Origin of the sequence: Halocynthiibacter namhaensis, assembly GCF_000812685.1 — a bacterium.
Taxonomy (GTDB): domain Bacteria; phylum Pseudomonadota; class Alphaproteobacteria; order Rhodobacterales; family Rhodobacteraceae; genus Halocynthiibacter; species Halocynthiibacter namhaensis.
This window is the reverse complement of sequence record NZ_JWIF01000017.1, coordinates 1-17,204: the sequence shown is the minus strand read 5'-3', so window position 1 is coordinate 17,204 and position 17,204 is coordinate 1. Positions and strand designations below refer to the sequence as shown.

Sequence of the window (17,204 nt, the reverse complement as noted above, 5' to 3'; positions counted from 1 at the left end):
TTTGGCCCGACTGTCGCGAAGCCCTCAATCACTGCCGCTTATACGCCACTCTGGGCGGGCTGCAAACCCCGCTTTACCAGGGGGAAGCGGGGGAATTTCGCCTGGTTTACGCCAATTAGTCGATTTTTCTGTTGTTTGGCGTAATTGCTGCGCTGCGGCGGAATCTTTAAATTTTACCAATTGATAAAAAAATTAACTTGTGTCACCATTTTCGACAAGAGGAGAACTGTAAATCCAGCGGGGAGGCCAAGATGCCAAACAGCCAGATGACTCCGGGCATTGTCCCGGCGCGACTTGAAAAAGGCGCATATGAAGACAACTTTAGTGACTTGCATCCGGGCTATGCCTCGCATGAAGCGCTGGTTGCGGCAGACAGATGTTACTTCTGCCATGACGCGCCCTGCACAACGGCCTGCCCGACGGATATTGATATTCCGATGTTCATTCGCCAGATCCAAGCGGGGATGCCGGATGAAGCTGCAAAGACCATCCTAAGTCAGAATATTTTGGGAGGAATGTGCGCGCGAGTGTGTCCGACGGAAACGCTTTGCGAGGAAGTCTGCGTCCGCGAAACGGCTGAAGGAAAACCTGTGGAAATCGGGCGTCTCCAACGTTTTGCAACTGACAATCTGATGTCGCATGCGGATCAACCCTTTGTGCGTGCCGCGTCTACCGGCAAGAAAATTGCTGTGGTCGGTGCCGGGCCTGCGGGCCTTTCCTGTGCACACCGGCTGGCAACCCATGGGCATGATGTCGATATGTTTGATGGGCGCGACAAGGCTGGCGGGCTGAATGAATTTGGTATTGCCGCTTATAAATCCACCAATGATTTCGCCGCACGCGAGGTCGAATGGCTGATGTCTATCGGTGGCATTTCGCTGAGTTATAGCAAACGCTTGGGCGAAAATCTGGATCTTGCGACGTTGCAAGGCGACTATGACGCTGTGTTCCTGTCTATCGGTCTGTCGGGTGTGAATGCCTTGCGCGCAGATGGTGAAGATAAAAATGGCGTGCGCGATGCAGTTGATTTCATTGCTGATCTGCGTCAGGCCGATGAATTTCGTGATTTGCCTGTGGGCCGCAATGTGGTCGTTATTGGTGGTGGGATGACCGCTGTGGATGCTGCTGTGCAATCCAAGCTTTTGGGCGCAGACAGCGTTACGATTTCTTACCGACGTACCCGCGACAAGATGGGCGCTTCGGGATTTGAACAGGATCTTGCCGCAGTACATGGGGTGCGCATCCTGGAAAACACCCAGCCCAAACGCGTGCTGGGAAATGGCAAATGTGAAGGCATTGAACTGGAATACACAAGTGATGATGGGTCTGGGCTCAAAGGCACAGGTGAAGTCGTAACGTTGCCCGCAGATCAGATCTTTAAAGCTATTGGTCAGACACTTGGGGATACCCCGGAAGGGCTGAAACTGGAAGGCCGCAAGATTGCGGTGAATGACAATGGAGCGACAAGCGTCAACGGTGTTTGGGCTGGTGGCGATTGTGCCACGGGCGGTGACGATCTGACGGTGACTGCGGTTGCTGAAGGCCGTGATGCGGCTGAAGACATTAACAAAAGCCTGATGGGCTGAGGGAGGAAAGCGATATGGCTGATCTGAGATCAAACTTTGCCGGCATTAAATCCACCAACCCGTTTTGGCTGGCCTCGGCACCGCCGACGGATAAGGAATATAACGTGCGTCGGGCGTTCGAAGCGGGATGGGGCGGCGTCGTTTGGAAGACGCTCGGTTCAGAAGGGCCACCTGTGGTCAACGTCAACGGCCCCCGATATGGCGCAATTTTTGGGGCGGATCGTCGATTGTTGGGGCTCAATAATATTGAGCTGATCACCGACCGCCCTTTGCAACAAAACCTACGTGAAATCAAAGCAGTAAAGAAGGATTATCCTGATCGTGCCGTTGTGGTGTCTTTGATGGTGCCTTGCGAGGAAGAGGCTTGGAAGGCCATCCTGCCCGTGGTCGAAGAAACCGGTGCGGACGGGATCGAGCTGAACTTCGGGTGTCCGCACGGCATGGCCGAGCGCGGCATGGGCGCGGCGGTTGGTCAGGTGCCGGAATACATTGAAATGGTGACACGTTGGTGCAAGCAAAATACGCGTATGCCGGTAATTGTGAAGCTGACGCCAAATATCACCAATATTGTGCATCCAGCAGAGGCAGCGCTGCGGGGCGGTGCGGATGCAGTAAGCCTGATCAATACAATTAACTCGATCACATCTGTTAACTTGGATGCCATGTGCCCCGAGCCAATGATCGACGGAAAGGGCACGCATGGCGGATATTGCGGCCCGGCGGTGAAGCCGATTGCGATGAATATGGTTGCTGAAATAGCGCGCCATGGCGAAACAGCGAACCTGCCGATCTCGGCGATTGGCGGGGTTACTACTTGGCGCGATGCTGCCGAATTTATGGCACTTGGAGCCGGGAACGTGCAGGTCTGCACTGCTGTGATGACCTATGGTTTTCGGATTATCGAGGAAATGACCGCCGGCCTGTCTGCTTGGATGGATGAGAAAGGCTATAGCAGCACGGATGATTTTTCTGGGAAGGCTGTTCCAAACGTGACGGATTGGCAATATCTGAACCTGAATCACGTCACCAAAGCGCGCATTGATCAGGATGCCTGCATTTCTTGCGGGCGTTGTTACGCGGCCTGCGAGGATACCAGCCATCAAGCGATCACCATGTCAGAAGATCGGGTGTTTGATGTGGATGATAGCGAATGCGTGGCCTGTAATCTATGCGTGAATGTCTGTCCGGTTGAAGGTTGCATCACTATGGAAACCTTGGAGCCTGGGGCGATGGATGAACGCACAAATACACCTGTAAGTCCGGATTACGGCAACTGGACGCAGCATCCGAACAACCCCTCTGCAACGGCAGCGGAATAATCTAATGCCCCGGAGTTTTTGAAAAACTCCGGGGCATTTTCTTTCAAAGAAAATGGGCGCTAAATCGAGATCATCCGGGTAAATAAGGTCTCTAGATGTGTTTCTGCCCGAGGGTAAACACGCTCATCAGCCGGCATGATCGCACGTACCTGAACTTCGAAATCCGCATAATGTTGGGTAAGGGACCAAATCGAAAACAATAAGTGTTGCGGGTCAAGCCGTGCAATTCGACCATCGTTAATCCAACCTTGGATAATCGCAGATTTTTCAGCAACCAGTTCGCGCAATTCACCTTCGATGGCAGGTAGAATGCGTGGCGCACCTTGGATGATTTCATTGGCAAATAGGCGGCTTTCGCGGGGGAAGTCCCGGCTCATCTGAAGTTTGCGGCGCACATAAGACAGAATTTCTTCTTTTGGATCACCGTCAGCGTTAAGTTCGCGCATAGGATCAAGCCAGCTGTCCATTAACCCTGACAGAAGTTCAGAATGGATCGCTTCTTTGGATGGGAAATAATACAGAAGATTAGGCTTTGACAGCCCGGCTTCCTTCGCGATCTGGTCAATGGTTGAACCGCGAAAACCAAATTGTGAAAACACATTCAGGGCAGCTTCAAGAATCTGTTGATTTTTCTCTCTCTGGATCCTGGTTTTTCCAGTTTTTCCTGCTGAATTTGTCACGGGCCATCCATCACTAGTGCTTAAAAACTATGCCTAGAGCGGGCAGATAACGCAAGCCGGTGAAAAAATACAGCATTCCTGCGCTTTTTCTTGACTGATCACCAGCCCGTGATAGCCTGATCCTGACCAAATGGTCAAAATGGATCTTGCGTTGGGAGGCGTGCCATTTTGAGCGATGGAAAATACTGCAAGCGGGGGAGGAGATACCATGCCAGCAGACGCAATCGCACCCGGTGTGAACTTGAAGATCAACGGGGAACGCCTGTGGGATACTCTCATGGAAATGGCGAAGATCGGGCCAGGCGTGGCGGGTGGTAATAACCGCCAGACCCTGACTGATGAAGATGCCGAAGGCCGCGTGTTGTTTCAAAAGTGGTGTGAAGACGCGGGCTGCACCATGGGCGTTGATACTATGGGCAACATGTTCGCGCGCCGCGAAGGCACCGACCCCGATGCGTTGCCTGTTTATGTCGGCAGCCACCTTGATACCCAGCCGACCGGTGGGAAATACGATGGGGTGCTGGGGGTGCTTGGCGGACTTGAATTGATCCGTACTTTGAATGACCTTGGCATCAAAACCAAACACCCGATTGTCGCGACCAATTGGACCAATGAGGAAGGCACGCGCTTTGCGCCCGCAATGCTGGCATCAGGCGTTTTTATCGGCAAACATACCGAAGACTGGGCGTATGATATTGAAGATGCTGACGGTAAAAAATTCGGGGATGAGCTGAAACGCATTGGCTGGCGCGGTGATGAACCTGTCGGCGAACGCAAGATGCATGCGTTCTTTGAATTGCATATTGAACAGGGCCCAATTCTTGAAGCCGAGAAGAAAGACATCGGCGTAGTCACCCATGGTCAAGGCTTGCGCTGGATCGAATGTACGGTCACGGGCAAGGACAGCCACACGGGGTCTACCCCCATGCATATGCGCAAAAACGCAGGACGCGGATTGGCGCTTGTGACGGAACTTGTGCATGAAATCGCGATGAAGAACCAACCCAATGCGGTGGGAGCGATCGGGCATATTGATGTCTACCCGAATTCCCGCAATGTGATCCCGGGTAAGGTCGTGTTCACCGTCGATATGCGCACCCATCTGCTGGATAAGCTGGAAGGCATGGTGGAGGAATTCAATGCGCGGGCGCCGGGGCTTTGCCAAGATATCGGCGTGGAATTTTCCTGCGAAATCGTTGGCCAATTCAACCCACCCGCCTTTGATGAGAAATGCGTCGGTGCCGTGCGCGATGCAGCGCAACGTCTTGGTTATTCGCATATGGATATCATCTCTGGCGCGGGCCATGACGCCTGCTGGATCAACGACGTCGCCCCAACCGCGATGATCATGTGCCCCTGTGTTGATGGGTTGTCTCATAATGAGGCCGAGGAAATCAGCAAAGAATGGGCAACCGCGGGCGCAGATGTATTGCTACATGCGGTGGTGGAGACTGCAGAAATCGTTTCAGGCTGAGACCGGTCCGGGGGCCAGCCCCCGGACCCCCGGAGTATTTCCAGCAAGATGAAAAAGGTGCGTTTGCGCTGACGGGAGGAAAATTAATGACCACAAAAGTAATCAAAGGCGGCACTGTCTGCACGGCGGATCGCACTTATAAAGCAGACGTTCTGATTGAAGGCGAGACGATCAAACAGATCGGGGAGGATCTGAAGGGGGATGAATATATTGATGCGGAAGGGGCCTATGTGATCCCCGGCGGGATTGATCCGCATACGCATCTGGAAATGCCGTTTATGGGCACAACCGCTGCCGAAACGTTTGAATCCGGCACCTGGGCTGCGGCTTGTGGCGGCACGACGATGGTGGTGGATTTCTGTCTGCCGGGCGAAGATGGCTCGATTAAAAACGCGATCAATGAATGGCACCGTAAATCCGCGCCGCAAATTTGTTCCGACGTTGGTTACCATATGGCGATCACCGGCTGGAATGAAAATGTCTTTGATGAGATGAAAGACGCCGTTGATATGGGCGTCAATTCCTTCAAACATTTCATGGCCTATAAGGGCGCTTTGATGATTGAAGACGATGAAATGTTCGCCTCTTTCAAGCGTTGCGCCGAATTGGGTGCTCTGCCGATGGTGCATGCTGAAAACGGTGATCTGGTTGCGGAAATGCAGCAGAAATATTTGGCAGAAGGCATCACTGGTCCGGAAGGTCATGCCTATTCTCGTCCGCCAGAATTTGAGGGCGAAGCCGCCAATCGCGCGATCACCATTGCTGACGCTGCTGGTGTGCCTTTGTACATTGTGCATGTGTCGTGTGAGCAATCGCATGAAGCCATTCGCCGTGCGCGCCAAAAAGGGATGCGTGTCTATGGTGAGCCTCTGATTCAGTTCCTGACATTGGACGAAAGCGAATATTTCAAAGGCGATTGGATGCACTCAGCGCGTCGGGTTATGTCGCCGCCTTTCCGCAATAAGGAACATCAGAACAGCCTCTGGGCAGGTCTGCAAAGCGGGTCTTTGCAGGTGGTCGCAACGGACCATGCGGCTTTCACCAGTGAACAAAAACTGATGGGCAAAGATAACTTCTGCCTGATCCCCAACGGGTCAAACGGGTTGGAAGAACGCCTTGCGGTGCTTTGGACGGAAGGGGTCGAAACTGGCCGTCTTACGCCAAATGAATTTGTCGCGGCGACCTCTACCAATGTTGCGAAAATCCTGAATATCTACCCGAAAAAGGGTGCGATTGTTGAAGGAGCAGACGCGGATATTGTGGTTTGGGATCCGAAAATCTCTAAGACCATTTCGCAAGCGAACCACCATTCCGTGTTGGATTACAATGTGTTTGAAGGCTTCAACGTCAAAGCCCAGGCGCGTTTTACCCTGTCACGTGGCGATGTTATCTGGGCCTGGGGGCAAAACAGCCAACCGCAACCAGGGCGTGGCCGCTTTGTGCCGCGTCCTGCATTCCCAAGCGCAAATGTCGCCTTGAGCAAATGGAAAGAACTGACCGCGCCGAAGCAAATTCAGCGGGATCCCATGAATATTCCGGCAGGGATATAATCAAAACGTCTGGCCTCGGATGAGGAGGTCAGACACCATAGCAAGACCCGCATAAGCGGGCAGCCAAGGGGGATAGTCTTGACACAAGACGTTGTTATTAAAGCACAGAATTTGGATCTGACCTTTCAGACCAATGACGGCCCTGTGCATGCGCTGAAGGATATAAACCTTGATATCAATAAGGGTGATTTCGTCAGTTTTATTGGCCCATCAGGCTGTGGTAAAACCACATTCCTACGCACCATTGCCGCGCTGGAAAACCCCACGGCGGGCAGCATCACCGTGAATGGCATGACCGCAGAGGAGGCCCGGAAATCACGTGCTTATGGTTACGTATTTCAGGCGGCGGGCTTGTACCCATGGCGTACGATCTCTGGCAATATCAAACTGCCGCTTGAGATCATGGGATTTGACAAAGCTGAACAACAACAAAGGGTTGAACGGGTTTTGGAACTGGTTGAGTTGACAGGGTTCGGCAACAAATTTCCTTGGCAGCTTTCTGGGGGGATGCAGCAGCGTGCATCAATCGCCCGCGCTTTGGCCTTTGACGCGGACATTCTTCTGATGGATGAACCCTTTGGTGCACTTGATGAAATTGTGCGCGATCACCTGAATGAACAGCTTTTGAAACTGTGGGCGCGCACGAATAAAACGATTGGGTTTGTGACGCATTCCATCCCCGAAGCGGTTTACCTGTCCACGAAAATTGTTGTGATGAGCCCCCGTCCAGGCCGCATCGCAGATGTGATTGAAAGCACCCTGCCACGGGAACGTCCGTTGGATATTCGTGATACGCCTGAATTCCTGGAAATCGCGCACCGGGTGCGTGAAGGATTGCGTGCGGGGCATGCCTATGACTGATCCACGCCCCAAAACCGGAGGGCATTATGCGTAACATCTTGCCCATTTTGGCTGTCGTTTTTGCCATGATCATCGCCTGGTATGCGGGCGCGTTCATGATGAACAAGAAATGGACCTACGACCAGGCAAATCGTGCTGGCGTGGAATTAACCCTTAGCGAGGTTTTCGCCGATACAATGGCCCAACCCCGCCCGGTTTTGCCTGCGCCACATCAAGTGGCTGTTAACTTCTGGGAAACCACGGTTGAAAAGAAGATTACTTCGCGCCGCTCGCTTGTGTTTCACGGCTGGATCACGTTGAAAGCCACTTTGACGGGGTTCATCTTAGGGACTATTATTGGCACGTTACTGGCTGTCGGGATCGTTTATTCCCGCGTCATGGATATGAGTATCCTGCCCTGGGCGATCATCAGTCAGACCGTGCCCATTGTGGCGATTGCACCGATGATTGTGGTCTTGTCCAATTCTGTTGGGATCGAGGGCCATCTTGTTCCCAAAACGATAATCTCCGCATACCTTAGTTTCTTTCCTGTATTGGTGAGCATGATTAAGGGGCTGCGAAGCCCAGATCGGATGCAGTTGGATCTGCTGCGCACATGGGGGGCTGGCAAGTCACAGACCTTTTGGAAGCTCCGCCTTCCGGGGTCCATGCCGTTCTTTTTCGCAGCTGTTAAAATCGCTATCGCCGCGAGTCTTGTTGGGGCAATCGTGGGTGAACTTCCCATGAGCGGGTCAGGGGGGCTTGGCGCAAGAATGCTGGTTGGTAGCCAATACGGGGAACCACTTTTAATTTGGTCTGCGCTGGCCGCTGCTGCTTTATTAGCGGCGGTTTTAATCTTTATCGTCGGCACAATCCAGACAATCACGCTTAAACGCATGGGGATGGCGCAATGATGGTTTTTCTCGCATTTGTGATCTGGGCGGTTGGCCTGTTGATCAATATTCGCTTGGCCAGATCCAAGCATCACACGACCCGCATGGTGCAAGTTGCGATGCCTGTCATCTTTGGCGTGACCGTGATTTTGATGTGGGAATGTCTCGTGCGTGGCCTCAATGTGTCGCCAATTATCCTGCCGCCGCCGTCGATGATCGCAGAGCGGTTTTCCTCTGCTGGTCATCTGCTTTGGATCGATCTCATCCAAACCTTCGTGAAGGGGGCGTTGTCGGGCTATTTGATCGGGTGCAGCGCTGCGATCGCTGTGGCGATTGTGATTGACAGATCACCTTTTCTGCAACGCGGGCTGTTGCCTGTGGGCAATTTCATCGCTGGGCTTCCTATTGTTGGCATGGCACCGATTCTGGTGATGTGGTTTGGATTTGATTGGCATTCCAAGGCCGCCGTGGTGGTTGTGATGGTTTTCTTTCCGATGCTCGTGAATACGGTTGAAGGATTGAAAGCAACGGACAGCATGCAACGGGATCTGATGCGCACTTACGCGGCGGGGTATTGGAAAAGCCTTCTGAAACTGCGCCTGCCTGCGGCAATGCCATTTATGTTCAATGGCTTAAAGATTGCGACGACCCTGGCGTTGATCGGCGCGATTGTGGCCGAATTCTTTGGCTCGCCCACACGCGGCATGGGTTTTCGCATCTCAACCGAGGTGGGGCGTTTGGGCCTAGATATGGTCTGGGCCGAGATCGTCGTCGCGGCCATAGCAGGATCAGCATTCTATGGTATCGTCGCATTTATTGAAAAGCGGGTGACCTTCTGGCACCCCTCGCAACGAGGATAATCAACGCAGACAGAGGCCGAAAAAAACGGCCCGGATATTCAACAGAACCAATAAGGGAGAAGACGAGATGAAAAAGCTACTGACGGGCGCATTGAGCGGGGCTATGGCCTTGGGCGCAGTTGCCGCTGAGGCCGCCGATGATCTGACGCTACAGCTGAAGTGGGTCACACAGGCCCAGTTCGCAGGCTATTATGTGGCGCTGGACAACGGGTTCTACGAGGAAGAAGATCTGAACGTTACGATCAAACCCGGTGGGCCTGACATTGCCCCAACTCAGGTGGTTGCAGGTGGCGGCGCGGATGTGGTGATCGACTGGATGCCTTCTGCGTTGGCCGCACGTGAACGTGGCCTGCCATTGGTGAATATTGCGCAGCCTTTTGCAAGTTCCGGTATGATGTTGACTTGCCGCAAGGACACGGGTGTGACTTCGCCTGCGGATTTCGCCGGACGCACTTTGGGTGTTTGGTTTTACGGCAATGAATATCCATTCCTGAGCTGGATGAGTTCGCTTGGTCTTGGCACTGAGGGCGGCGATGGCGTGACGGTTCTTAAGCAAGGGTTCAACGTTGATCCCATTCTACAGGGGCAGGCAGATTGCGTGTCCACTATGACCTATAATGAATATTGGCAGATCATCGATGCGGGGCTTACTGCGGATGACCTGGTCACCTTTAAGTACGAAGATCAAGGTGTTGCGACGTTAGAAGACGGCTTGTATGTCATGGAAGATCGCCTAGGCGACGCAGCCTTTGAAGATCAGCTGGTACGCTTTGTACGTGCATCTATGCGCGGTTGGAAATGGGCAGAAGAGAACCCAGATGCAGCCGCCGACATCGTTCTGGAATATGACGAAACAGGTGCGCAGACCGAAAACCACCAACGTCGGATGATGGGTGAAATTGCGAAATTGACAGCAAGCACAAATGGATCGCTCGATGTTGAAGCCTATGAACGCACGGTGGCCACTTTATTGGCAGGTGGGTCTGATCCGGTGATCTCTGCCGCGCCCGAGGGGGCTTGGACGCATGCGATCACCGATGCTGCACTGAACTAAGTTCACGGCAGCTATCATTAACATGAGAAGGGCGCGACATGGCATTCGCGCCCTTCGCTGTTTGAAAATCCTAAGGTGCACACTTTTGTCGGTAAATGGCATCGCGCGTGACGAAGGTGACCGTTGCGAAGCTGACGTATAACAGCAAGTACCATGATCCCATTTTGGCAAAACTCACGGCTTGGCCGTCGGTTTGCCCCGCGTAGACCCAAGTTCTGGTCAATGTGCCGATGTTTTCTGCGAGCCATAAGAAAAAGCTTGAAAAGAAGGCCGCGAGGGGCAGGGGCATCCACCAAAATCGCGATTGCGTGCCCATGCGAAACCAGATGCGCGTGCGCGCATAAAGAAGGATCGTCGCTGCAAAAAGAGCCATGCGAATGTCGGGCAAATAGTGGTGCGCGAAGAAATTCACATAGATCAACGCGGCTAAGATGAGATGCCAGTGAAAGGGTGGAAAAGGGGTGAAGCGCATTTCAAACACCCGAATGACCCGCGCCATGTAAGATCCAACGGCTGCATACATAAAGCCTGAAAACAACGGTACTTGCATTACTTTCAACACTCCGTCACCTGGATAGACCCAGGAACCTGCGTAGATCTTGAAAATCTCCATGGCGGTGCCTGTGAGATGAAATAGCAGGATTACTCGGGCTTCCTCCCAGGTTTCCAATTTGAAGTATAGAAAAGCAATTTGGGTCGAGATAGCGAAGATGACCAATGCGTCATACCGGGCGATTGGCCAATGGTCGTTCCAGATGAGACGGCTGCCAATGATTGCGCATAGCAATAGGATACCAAACAGGGCTGACCACCCCTGCTTGAGCACGAACATGACACATTCCGCAAGCATCGGGGGCAGGTTCGCACGGATTATGTCCCCAAGGCGACGTTCGGTTTGGCGGGTGTTGCGCATATTAATACTCACGTCATCAGAAATTTTTGTCTGTATAGGCAATGGGCTGTGAAAGTCTATGTTTTGTGGTCGTCGAACTTGTGTATGTGGTCCATAAAGATTAGTCATGAACGAGGTTCACTTTTCATGGCAGGGCAAGCATGGCTGGCAAAGTTGTAGAACGTAAAGAAGCTCTACGTAAGAAGCTTGTTGATTTGGCAGAGACGCAGATCGCGAAATCTGGGCTGCGATCGGTGAAAGCGCGAAGCCTGGCTAAGGACGCTGGTTGCGCACTGGGGGCGATCTACAACGCCTTTGATGATTTACAGGCGTTACATATGGAGGTGAACGGGCGTACCTTCCGGCGCTTGGGGGACGCGGTTGCTGGGTCTGTTGCGGATGTCCTGTGCCAGCCAAATGAGCGTTTGATCATCATGTCAGAGGCATATTTGGATTTTGCAGCGGATAACACCAACTTGTGGCGGGCGATGTTTGACTTGGAAATGTCGGTGGAAGATCAGGTGCCGGATTGGTATTTGGCAGCGCTTGGCGGGCTTTTTGCCAATATCTCGCGTCCATTGTCTGAGATCTACCCTGAAATGGATTCGGAAGATTTGGATCTAATGACGCGATCTTTGTTCTCGTCAGTACACGGTATTGTGCTTTTGGGCTTGGAAAAACGCATTTCCGGAGTGCCACCCGAAAAAATAAAAACAATGATTTCAATGCTGTTACGTCAAATTGGATAATTTTATGAACGACGTTCAATAAAATACTTGAACATCGTTCATGTATTGAGTAAAACATTTTCATGAACGATGTTCAGAAAATGGAGAAAACAATGTTTGGTACTTTCAAGACACTGATTATCGGAGCGAATGCCCGGGCAGAAGAAAACCTTCGGGACCAGTACTCGATTGAATTGATTGATCAAAAGATCCGTGAGGCACAGGCGAGCCTGAAAGCCGCAAAGCTAACGCTTGCGAGTTTGATACAGAGAGAGCGGGGCGAGACACGCCAAATTGGGGCGCTAGAGGATCGTGTTTCCGATCTGACATTGCGAGCCCGTGAGGCGCTGTCTGATGACCGCGAAGATCTGGCCCAAGAAGCGGCCCGCGCCATTGCGGAAATGGAAAACGAGTTAACGGTGCGCCGTGAAACAGCCAACCGGCTTGAAGCCCGTGTGATGCAGTTGCGCCAATCCGTTGAGGCCGCGAACCGCCGCATCTTGGACCTTAAACAGGGTGCAATTTCAGCCCGAGCGATCAAGCGTGAACAGGGCATTCAGAAACGCCTGAACAAAACACTTGGAGGCGGGAACGCGATTGACGAAGCGGAAGAGCTGATCGCAAATGTGGTCAACAAAGATGACCCGTTTGAACAAAGCGAAATCCTGCGCGAGATCGACACAGGGCTTGGCCATCATGATGTGGCAGATCGCCTTGGCGACGCGGGCTTTGGCCATAAAACACGCGCCACTGCAGATGATGTCCTGAAGCGCCTGCAAGCAAAATAACCACAAAACGTATCTTAGAACGAACTTAACCAGCTTACGGGCTGAACCAATAAACATGGAGAAATACAATGAACAACGAACGTAACGATACACATCTGATCATGCTGCTGAATATTGCTGGTGTAGTTGCAGCCTATGCGCTGCTGGCCCTGTCGCTTTACAAATCCGTGGACGTTCCACTGGCGACAAAGGGTTACTGGGGCATGGGGATTGTGTTGCTGACGCTAAGCCTTGTGAATGTTGTGAAATACCGTTTTGACACACGTTCCAGCGAAGATCGCATTCGTCGTATCGAAGACGCCCGCAATGAAAAGCTGCTTGAAGAAGCGCTCCTAGATCCGTCCAAGGACATCTGATCTCCATAGGATGACCTAACGATGGTGGGGTGGGGGCTTTGAAAAAGCTAGCGATTGCCCTCACCCAAAAATGAAACGCCCGGGTTCCTTCCCCCGGGCGTTTTCATTTGTTTAGGTGTCTTTGTCGAAAACCGGGATCAGAGGTTCGGGTACAGTGGGAAGCGTGCGCAGAGGGCTGCGACTTTGCCGCGGACTGCTTCTTCCACAGCTGCGTTGCCGTCTTCGCCGTTTGCGGCGAGACCATCCACGACTTCCACGATCAGATCAGCGATTTCGCGGAATTCTGCTTCGCCAAAGCCACGTGTTGTGCCCGCAGGGGTGCCTAGGCGAATGCCAGAGGTCACGGTTGGCTTTTCTGGGTCAAACGGGATGCCGTTTTTGTTGGTCGTGATATGCGCACGACCAAGGGCTTTGTCAGTGATGTTGCCGGTCACGCCTTTGGGGCGCAGATCAACCAGCATGACGTGGGTGTCGGTGCCGCCAGTGACGATATCAAGGCCGCCTTTGATCAACTGATCGGCAAGGGCAACCGCGTTTGCGCGAACTTGCTTTTGGTAGACCTTGAATTCAGGACGCAGAGCTTCGCCAAAAGCAGCAGCTTTACCAGCGATCACATGCATCAATGGGCCACCCTGGATGCCAGGGAAGATCGCAGAGTTGAACTTTTTCGCCAGCGCTTCGTCATTGGTGACGATCATGCCGCCACGTGGACCGCGCAGGGTTTTGTGGGTTGTGGTGGTCGCAACATGGGCGTGTGGGAACGGGGAAGGGTGTTCACCCGCCGCAACCAGACCCGCGATATGCGCCATGTCGACCAAGAAATATGCGCCAACTGAGTCAGCGATTTCACGGAATTTCGCAAAGTCGATTTGACGTGGGATAGCAGAACCACCGGCGATGATCAGCTTTGGCTGATGTTCGGTCGCAAGCGCCTGGATCTGATCGTAATCAATCAGGTTGTCGCTTTCACGTACGCCGTAATGCACAGCGTTAAACCATTTGCCGGATTGGTTTGGACGCGCGCCGTGGGTCAGGTGACCACCTGAGGACAGGTCCATGCCAAGGATGGTGTCGCCAGGCTGGATCAGCGCCTGAAACACACCTTGGTTGGCCTGTGAGCCAGAGTTCGGCTGCACGTTAGCAAAGTCACAACCAAACAGTTGCTTTGCACGATCAATCGCGAGAGTTTCAGCCACGTCAACATATTGGCAACCGCCATAGTAACGGCGGCCGGGGTAACCTTCAGCGTATTTATTGGTTAGAACGGAACCCTGGGCTTCCATCACGGCGGCAGAAACGATGTTCTCAGACGCGATCAATTCGATCTCGTCGCGCTGACGGCCAAGCTCGTTGGTGATTGAGGCGTGAAGCTCGGGGTCGCGGGTTGCGAGAGATTCGGTGAAGAAGGCGTTTGTGGTGCTATCACTGGTCATGGCGCATTTTCCTGTCTGGACGCGAGGGCATTTCGCAACTTTCTAACGTCAACTGTGGCGAAGCAGAAGCGGATAATGCGACGCAGCACCGTGAATCTGCGGCACTGTGGTGTTAATTCGCGTGTTTTTGGAACGAAAAACACGATGATTTTGGTACACAATTGCACACATCTGCGTTGAAGCCAGATTGACGCTGCTATGCGCGCGATAATCTCTGCTTGGTCTTGCCTTCTGGGGGCACGCAGGCAAGTGTAGCGAATAAGTCCGAGTTTGGGCAATATAAGGCCAGATCATGAGTAAAGTGATGAAAATTGCATTCACCTCGAGTGAAAGTGAAAAAGCCCGCGCGGGGCGCGCACGATTGGTCGCGCGGTACAGCGATTGTGACCCTAAGGATGCGGATGTGATCGTGGCGCTTGGAGGGGACGGTTTTATGCTTCAAACCCTGCATCAAACCCGTGATTTGGGCGTGCCTGTCTATGGTATGAACCGCGGTACTGTTGGTTTTTTGATGAACGAATACAGCGAAAGTGGCCTTGTTGGACGCTTGATGGAAGCAGAACAAGCTGTGATCAACCCGCTTGAGATGACTGCGCAATGCGTTGATGGCACCATGCACAAGGAGCTGGCGATCAACGAAGTTTCGCTGTTGCGCGCAGGCCCTCAGGCGGCAAAATTACGGATTTCTGTGGATGGGCGCGTGCGGATGGAAGAACTTGTCTGCGATGGTGCGTTGCTGTCAACACCGGCAGGCTCAACTGCCTATAACAACTCAGCGCATGGGCCAATTTTACCGATTGGGGCCGAAGTGCTTGCTTTGACTGCGGTTGCAGCGTTTCGCCCGCGTCGGTGGCGTGGGGCCTTATTGCCCAAAAGTGCCAAGGTTCGTTTTGACGTGTTAGAGGCTGCAAAACGCCCGGTGATGGTCGATGCAGATAGCCGATCCGTGTCAAACGTGGCTTACGTCGAGATCGAAAGTCAGACGGCGGTGGGCCACCGTTTGATGTTCGACCCCGGCCATGGTTTGGAAGAACGTCTTTTGCAAGAACAGTTCATCTAGGGTCAGCTGACCAACGTCTTATGATGTGGGGAGCTGGTCATCGGCGCGCATCGCCTTCGCTTGGTTCTTCCAACCAGAAATTTTACGGTACAAGGTGGAAGGCGACACATCCAATACCCGCGCGGCCATTGGGATGGATCCTGAATTACTTGCAATGGTTTCCTCGACGACGATGCGTTCGATTTCGTCAAGGGTCTTGCCAATCAGCCCGTCGAGATTTCTGTTTGTTGTCGGGGCTTCAGTTCGGGGGATGTGCAATTGTTCCTCAGGCGCAGGCACTGTTGCTGCTGCTGTATCAACGCGTGATGTCGCGTGGCGAGCCGACGCGCGGAAATCATGCGGCAACATATCCATGGTCACGGTTTCGGCGTCATGAAGAACAACGATGTTGCGAATGACATTTAATAACTGACGAACGTTACCTGGCCATGGGTGGGAGCGGAAATAATGCTGAACCTCGGGAGAGAAGGCTTTGAAAGCCCGGTTCTCTTCGGTGGAAAACTTGATCAACGTATCTTTAGCGATTTCTAGGACGTCGTGATCACGTTCATGCAAGGGGGGGAGATGTAAGGGGACAACGTGCAGACGATAGTAAAGGTCTTCGCGGAACTTGCCCAATCGCATTTGCTCGTATGGGTCTCGATTGGTTGCACATACAATTCGCACATCAACTTTGCTTGGCTTTAACGCGCCAACAGGCTGAATAGACGAGGTTTGCAAAAACCGAAGAAGCTTGGTTTGAAGTGCGATGTCCATCTCGCAGATTTCATCGAAGAACAGGGTGCCACCGGCCGCGACTGCCGCTGCGCCAAGCTTATCTGAGATCGCCCCAGTGAACGCCCCACGCAAGTGGCCAAATATTTCGCTTTCAAGCAGATCTGACGGGATAGCTCCGCAGTTGATCGGAACAAACGGGCCTTTTGCACGATCAGAAAAATCATGAATGGCTTGAGCGCAAATTTCCTTACCGGTCCCGCTTTCGCCGGTGATAAACACCGAAGCCTGAGAGGCCGCTACGGTGCCGATGCTTTTATAAATGTTCTGCATGACCCCCGAAGAACCAATGAAACCCATGGTTTGTGAGGGGGGCGCAGTGACTTTTGGCTGCTTGCGGGTTGGTGTCGTTTTTGGTTCAGCATTGCGAATGGCAGAGATAAAATGTTGCTCATTAAAGGGCTTCAGCAAAAATTCATGTGCGCCAGCCCGCATGGCTTCAACTGCGAGGTTGATCGACCCGTTAGCCGTGATCACAATCACGCGTGTATCAGGTTCGATTGCCAATATTGAACCGCCCCGGTTTTACCGGAGAGTAAAACACTCCAAAGGTGAGCCCTATGACAAAGAAGAAACATACCCCCGCCTATCCGACTGAGCTGCGTGAACGTGGCGTTCGGCTTTTTCGAGAAAACCGTGTCAATTATTCCAGCGATTCAGCCGCACACAAAGCGATCGCGCCCAAGCTTGGCTGTTCCCCTGACAGCCTGCGTATCTGGTGCCAACAAGCGGAACGTGATGAGGGTCAGCGCGCAGGCCTGACAACCGAAGAAAGGGACCGCATCAAAGAATTGGAACGAGAGAACAAGGAACTTCGCCAGGCCAATGAGATCCTGAAGAAGGCGTCGGCATATTTTGCCCAGGCGGAGCTCGACCGCCCGTTCCGCAAATGATTTCCTTCATTGAGGATCATAGAG

16 protein-coding genes, 1 pseudogene and 1 other annotated feature are annotated in these 17,204 nt (G+C 52.8%); of the genes and pseudogenes, 13 read left to right on the top strand and 4 right to left on the bottom strand.

The genetic code is table 11. The features are described from left to right. Positions 1 to 251 precede the first annotated feature (251 nt). Positions 252 to 1,586 carry an NAD(P)-dependent oxidoreductase gene (locus RJ38_RS03335; RefSeq protein WP_039017482.1) on the top strand — a complete coding sequence of 445 codons (1,335 nt, stop codon included), beginning with the start codon at positions 252 to 254 and terminating at the stop codon, positions 1,584 to 1,586. Between the two features lie 14 nt (positions 1,587 to 1,600). Beyond that, complete coding sequence (gene preA, locus RJ38_RS03330; protein ID WP_039017481.1) at positions 1,601 to 2,905, top strand: NAD-dependent dihydropyrimidine dehydrogenase subunit PreA; 1,305 nt, start codon at positions 1,601 to 1,603, stop codon at positions 2,903 to 2,905. 59 nt (positions 2,906 to 2,964) lie between these two features. Here preA and RJ38_RS03325 read toward each other — a convergent pair whose 3' ends face one another. Then, positions 2,965 to 3,585, bottom strand: a complete 621-nt coding sequence (locus tag RJ38_RS03325) for a TetR family transcriptional regulator C-terminal domain-containing protein (RefSeq protein ID WP_039017480.1) — start codon at positions 3,583 to 3,585, stop codon at positions 2,965 to 2,967. Between the two features lie 208 nt (positions 3,586 to 3,793). Between RJ38_RS03325 and RJ38_RS03320 the strand changes: the two genes are divergently transcribed. The 6 genes from RJ38_RS03320 to RJ38_RS03295 all read left to right on the top strand — a co-directional run bounded on the left by RJ38_RS03320 (position 3,794) and on the right by RJ38_RS03295 (position 10,256). Next, entirely contained in the window at positions 3,794 to 5,059 is a 1,266-nt protein-coding gene (locus RJ38_RS03320; protein WP_039017479.1) for a Zn-dependent hydrolase, read from the top strand. A gap of 86 nt (positions 5,060 to 5,145) precedes the next feature. After that, positions 5,146 to 6,609: a dihydropyrimidinase gene (gene hydA, locus RJ38_RS03315; protein ID WP_039017478.1), complete on the top strand. Its 1,464-nt coding sequence runs from the start codon at positions 5,146 to 5,148 to the stop codon at positions 6,607 to 6,609. Between the two features lie 78 nt (positions 6,610 to 6,687). After that, on the top strand, positions 6,688 to 7,470 hold the full coding sequence (locus RJ38_RS03310) for an ABC transporter ATP-binding protein (protein ID WP_238321634.1): 783 nt from the start codon (positions 6,688 to 6,690) through the stop codon (positions 7,468 to 7,470). Positions 7,471 to 7,496: 26 nt separating this feature from the next. Beyond that, a complete protein-coding gene (locus RJ38_RS03305) occupies positions 7,497 to 8,363 on the top strand; it encodes an ABC transporter permease (RefSeq protein WP_039017476.1) in 867 nt (288 codons plus the stop codon). Continuing rightward, positions 8,363 to 9,202, top strand: coding sequence for an ABC transporter permease (locus RJ38_RS03300; RefSeq protein WP_039017523.1), 840 nt, complete (start codon positions 8,363 to 8,365; stop codon positions 9,200 to 9,202). The genes RJ38_RS03305 and RJ38_RS03300 overlap by 1 nt, the downstream gene beginning before the upstream one ends. Positions 9,203 to 9,269: 67 nt before the next feature. Beyond that, positions 9,270 to 10,256, top strand: coding sequence for an ABC transporter substrate-binding protein (locus tag RJ38_RS03295; RefSeq protein WP_039017475.1), 987 nt, complete (start codon positions 9,270 to 9,272; stop codon positions 10,254 to 10,256). Positions 10,257 to 10,326: 70 nt separating this feature from the next. Here the strand turns inward: RJ38_RS03295 and RJ38_RS03290 are convergent, their stop codons facing one another. Further along, positions 10,327 to 11,169: a DUF817 domain-containing protein gene (locus RJ38_RS03290; protein ID WP_082005613.1), complete on the bottom strand. Its 843-nt coding sequence runs from the start codon at positions 11,167 to 11,169 to the stop codon at positions 10,327 to 10,329. A 140-nt stretch (positions 11,170 to 11,309) separates the two neighbouring features. Between RJ38_RS03290 and RJ38_RS03285 the strand changes: the two genes are divergently transcribed. From RJ38_RS03285 to RJ38_RS03275, 3 genes are all read left to right on the top strand, one after another. After that, entirely contained in the window at positions 11,310 to 11,897 is a 588-nt protein-coding gene (locus RJ38_RS03285; RefSeq protein ID WP_039017474.1) for a TetR/AcrR family transcriptional regulator, read from the top strand. Between the two features lie 92 nt (positions 11,898 to 11,989). Continuing rightward, on the top strand, positions 11,990 to 12,664 hold the full coding sequence (locus RJ38_RS03280; RefSeq protein ID WP_039017521.1) for a PspA/IM30 family protein: 675 nt from the start codon (positions 11,990 to 11,992) through the stop codon (positions 12,662 to 12,664). A gap of 68 nt (positions 12,665 to 12,732) precedes the next feature. Then, a complete protein-coding gene (locus RJ38_RS03275) occupies positions 12,733 to 13,020 on the top strand; it encodes a hypothetical protein (RefSeq protein WP_039017473.1) in 288 nt (95 codons plus the stop codon). 137 nt (positions 13,021 to 13,157) lie between these two features. Here the strand turns inward: RJ38_RS03275 and glyA are convergent, their stop codons facing one another. Beyond that, positions 13,158 to 14,453, bottom strand: coding sequence for a serine hydroxymethyltransferase (glyA, locus tag RJ38_RS03270; protein ID WP_039017472.1), 1,296 nt, complete (start codon positions 14,451 to 14,453; stop codon positions 13,158 to 13,160). Between the two features lie 304 nt (positions 14,454 to 14,757). Here glyA and RJ38_RS03265 point away from each other — a divergent pair, with 304 nt between their 5' ends. Then, complete coding sequence (locus RJ38_RS03265) at positions 14,758 to 15,513, top strand: NAD kinase (protein WP_039017471.1); 756 nt, start codon at positions 14,758 to 14,760, stop codon at positions 15,511 to 15,513. Positions 15,514 to 15,531: 18 nt separating this feature from the next. Here the strand turns inward: RJ38_RS03265 and RJ38_RS03260 are convergent, their stop codons facing one another. Continuing rightward, positions 15,532 to 16,794 carry a sigma-54-dependent transcriptional regulator gene (locus tag RJ38_RS03260; protein WP_052245161.1) on the bottom strand — a complete coding sequence of 421 codons (1,263 nt, stop codon included), beginning with the start codon at positions 16,792 to 16,794 and terminating at the stop codon, positions 15,532 to 15,534. Between the two features lie 53 nt (positions 16,795 to 16,847). Between RJ38_RS03260 and RJ38_RS03255 the strand changes: the two are divergent. After that, positions 16,848 to 17,204: pseudogene (locus RJ38_RS03255) on the top strand (transposase); the annotation flags it as partial. Then, positions 17,135 to 17,204 (top strand) — a sequence feature (AL1L pseudoknot). This feature is flagged as partial in the annotation. (Overlaps the previous pseudogene by 70 nt.)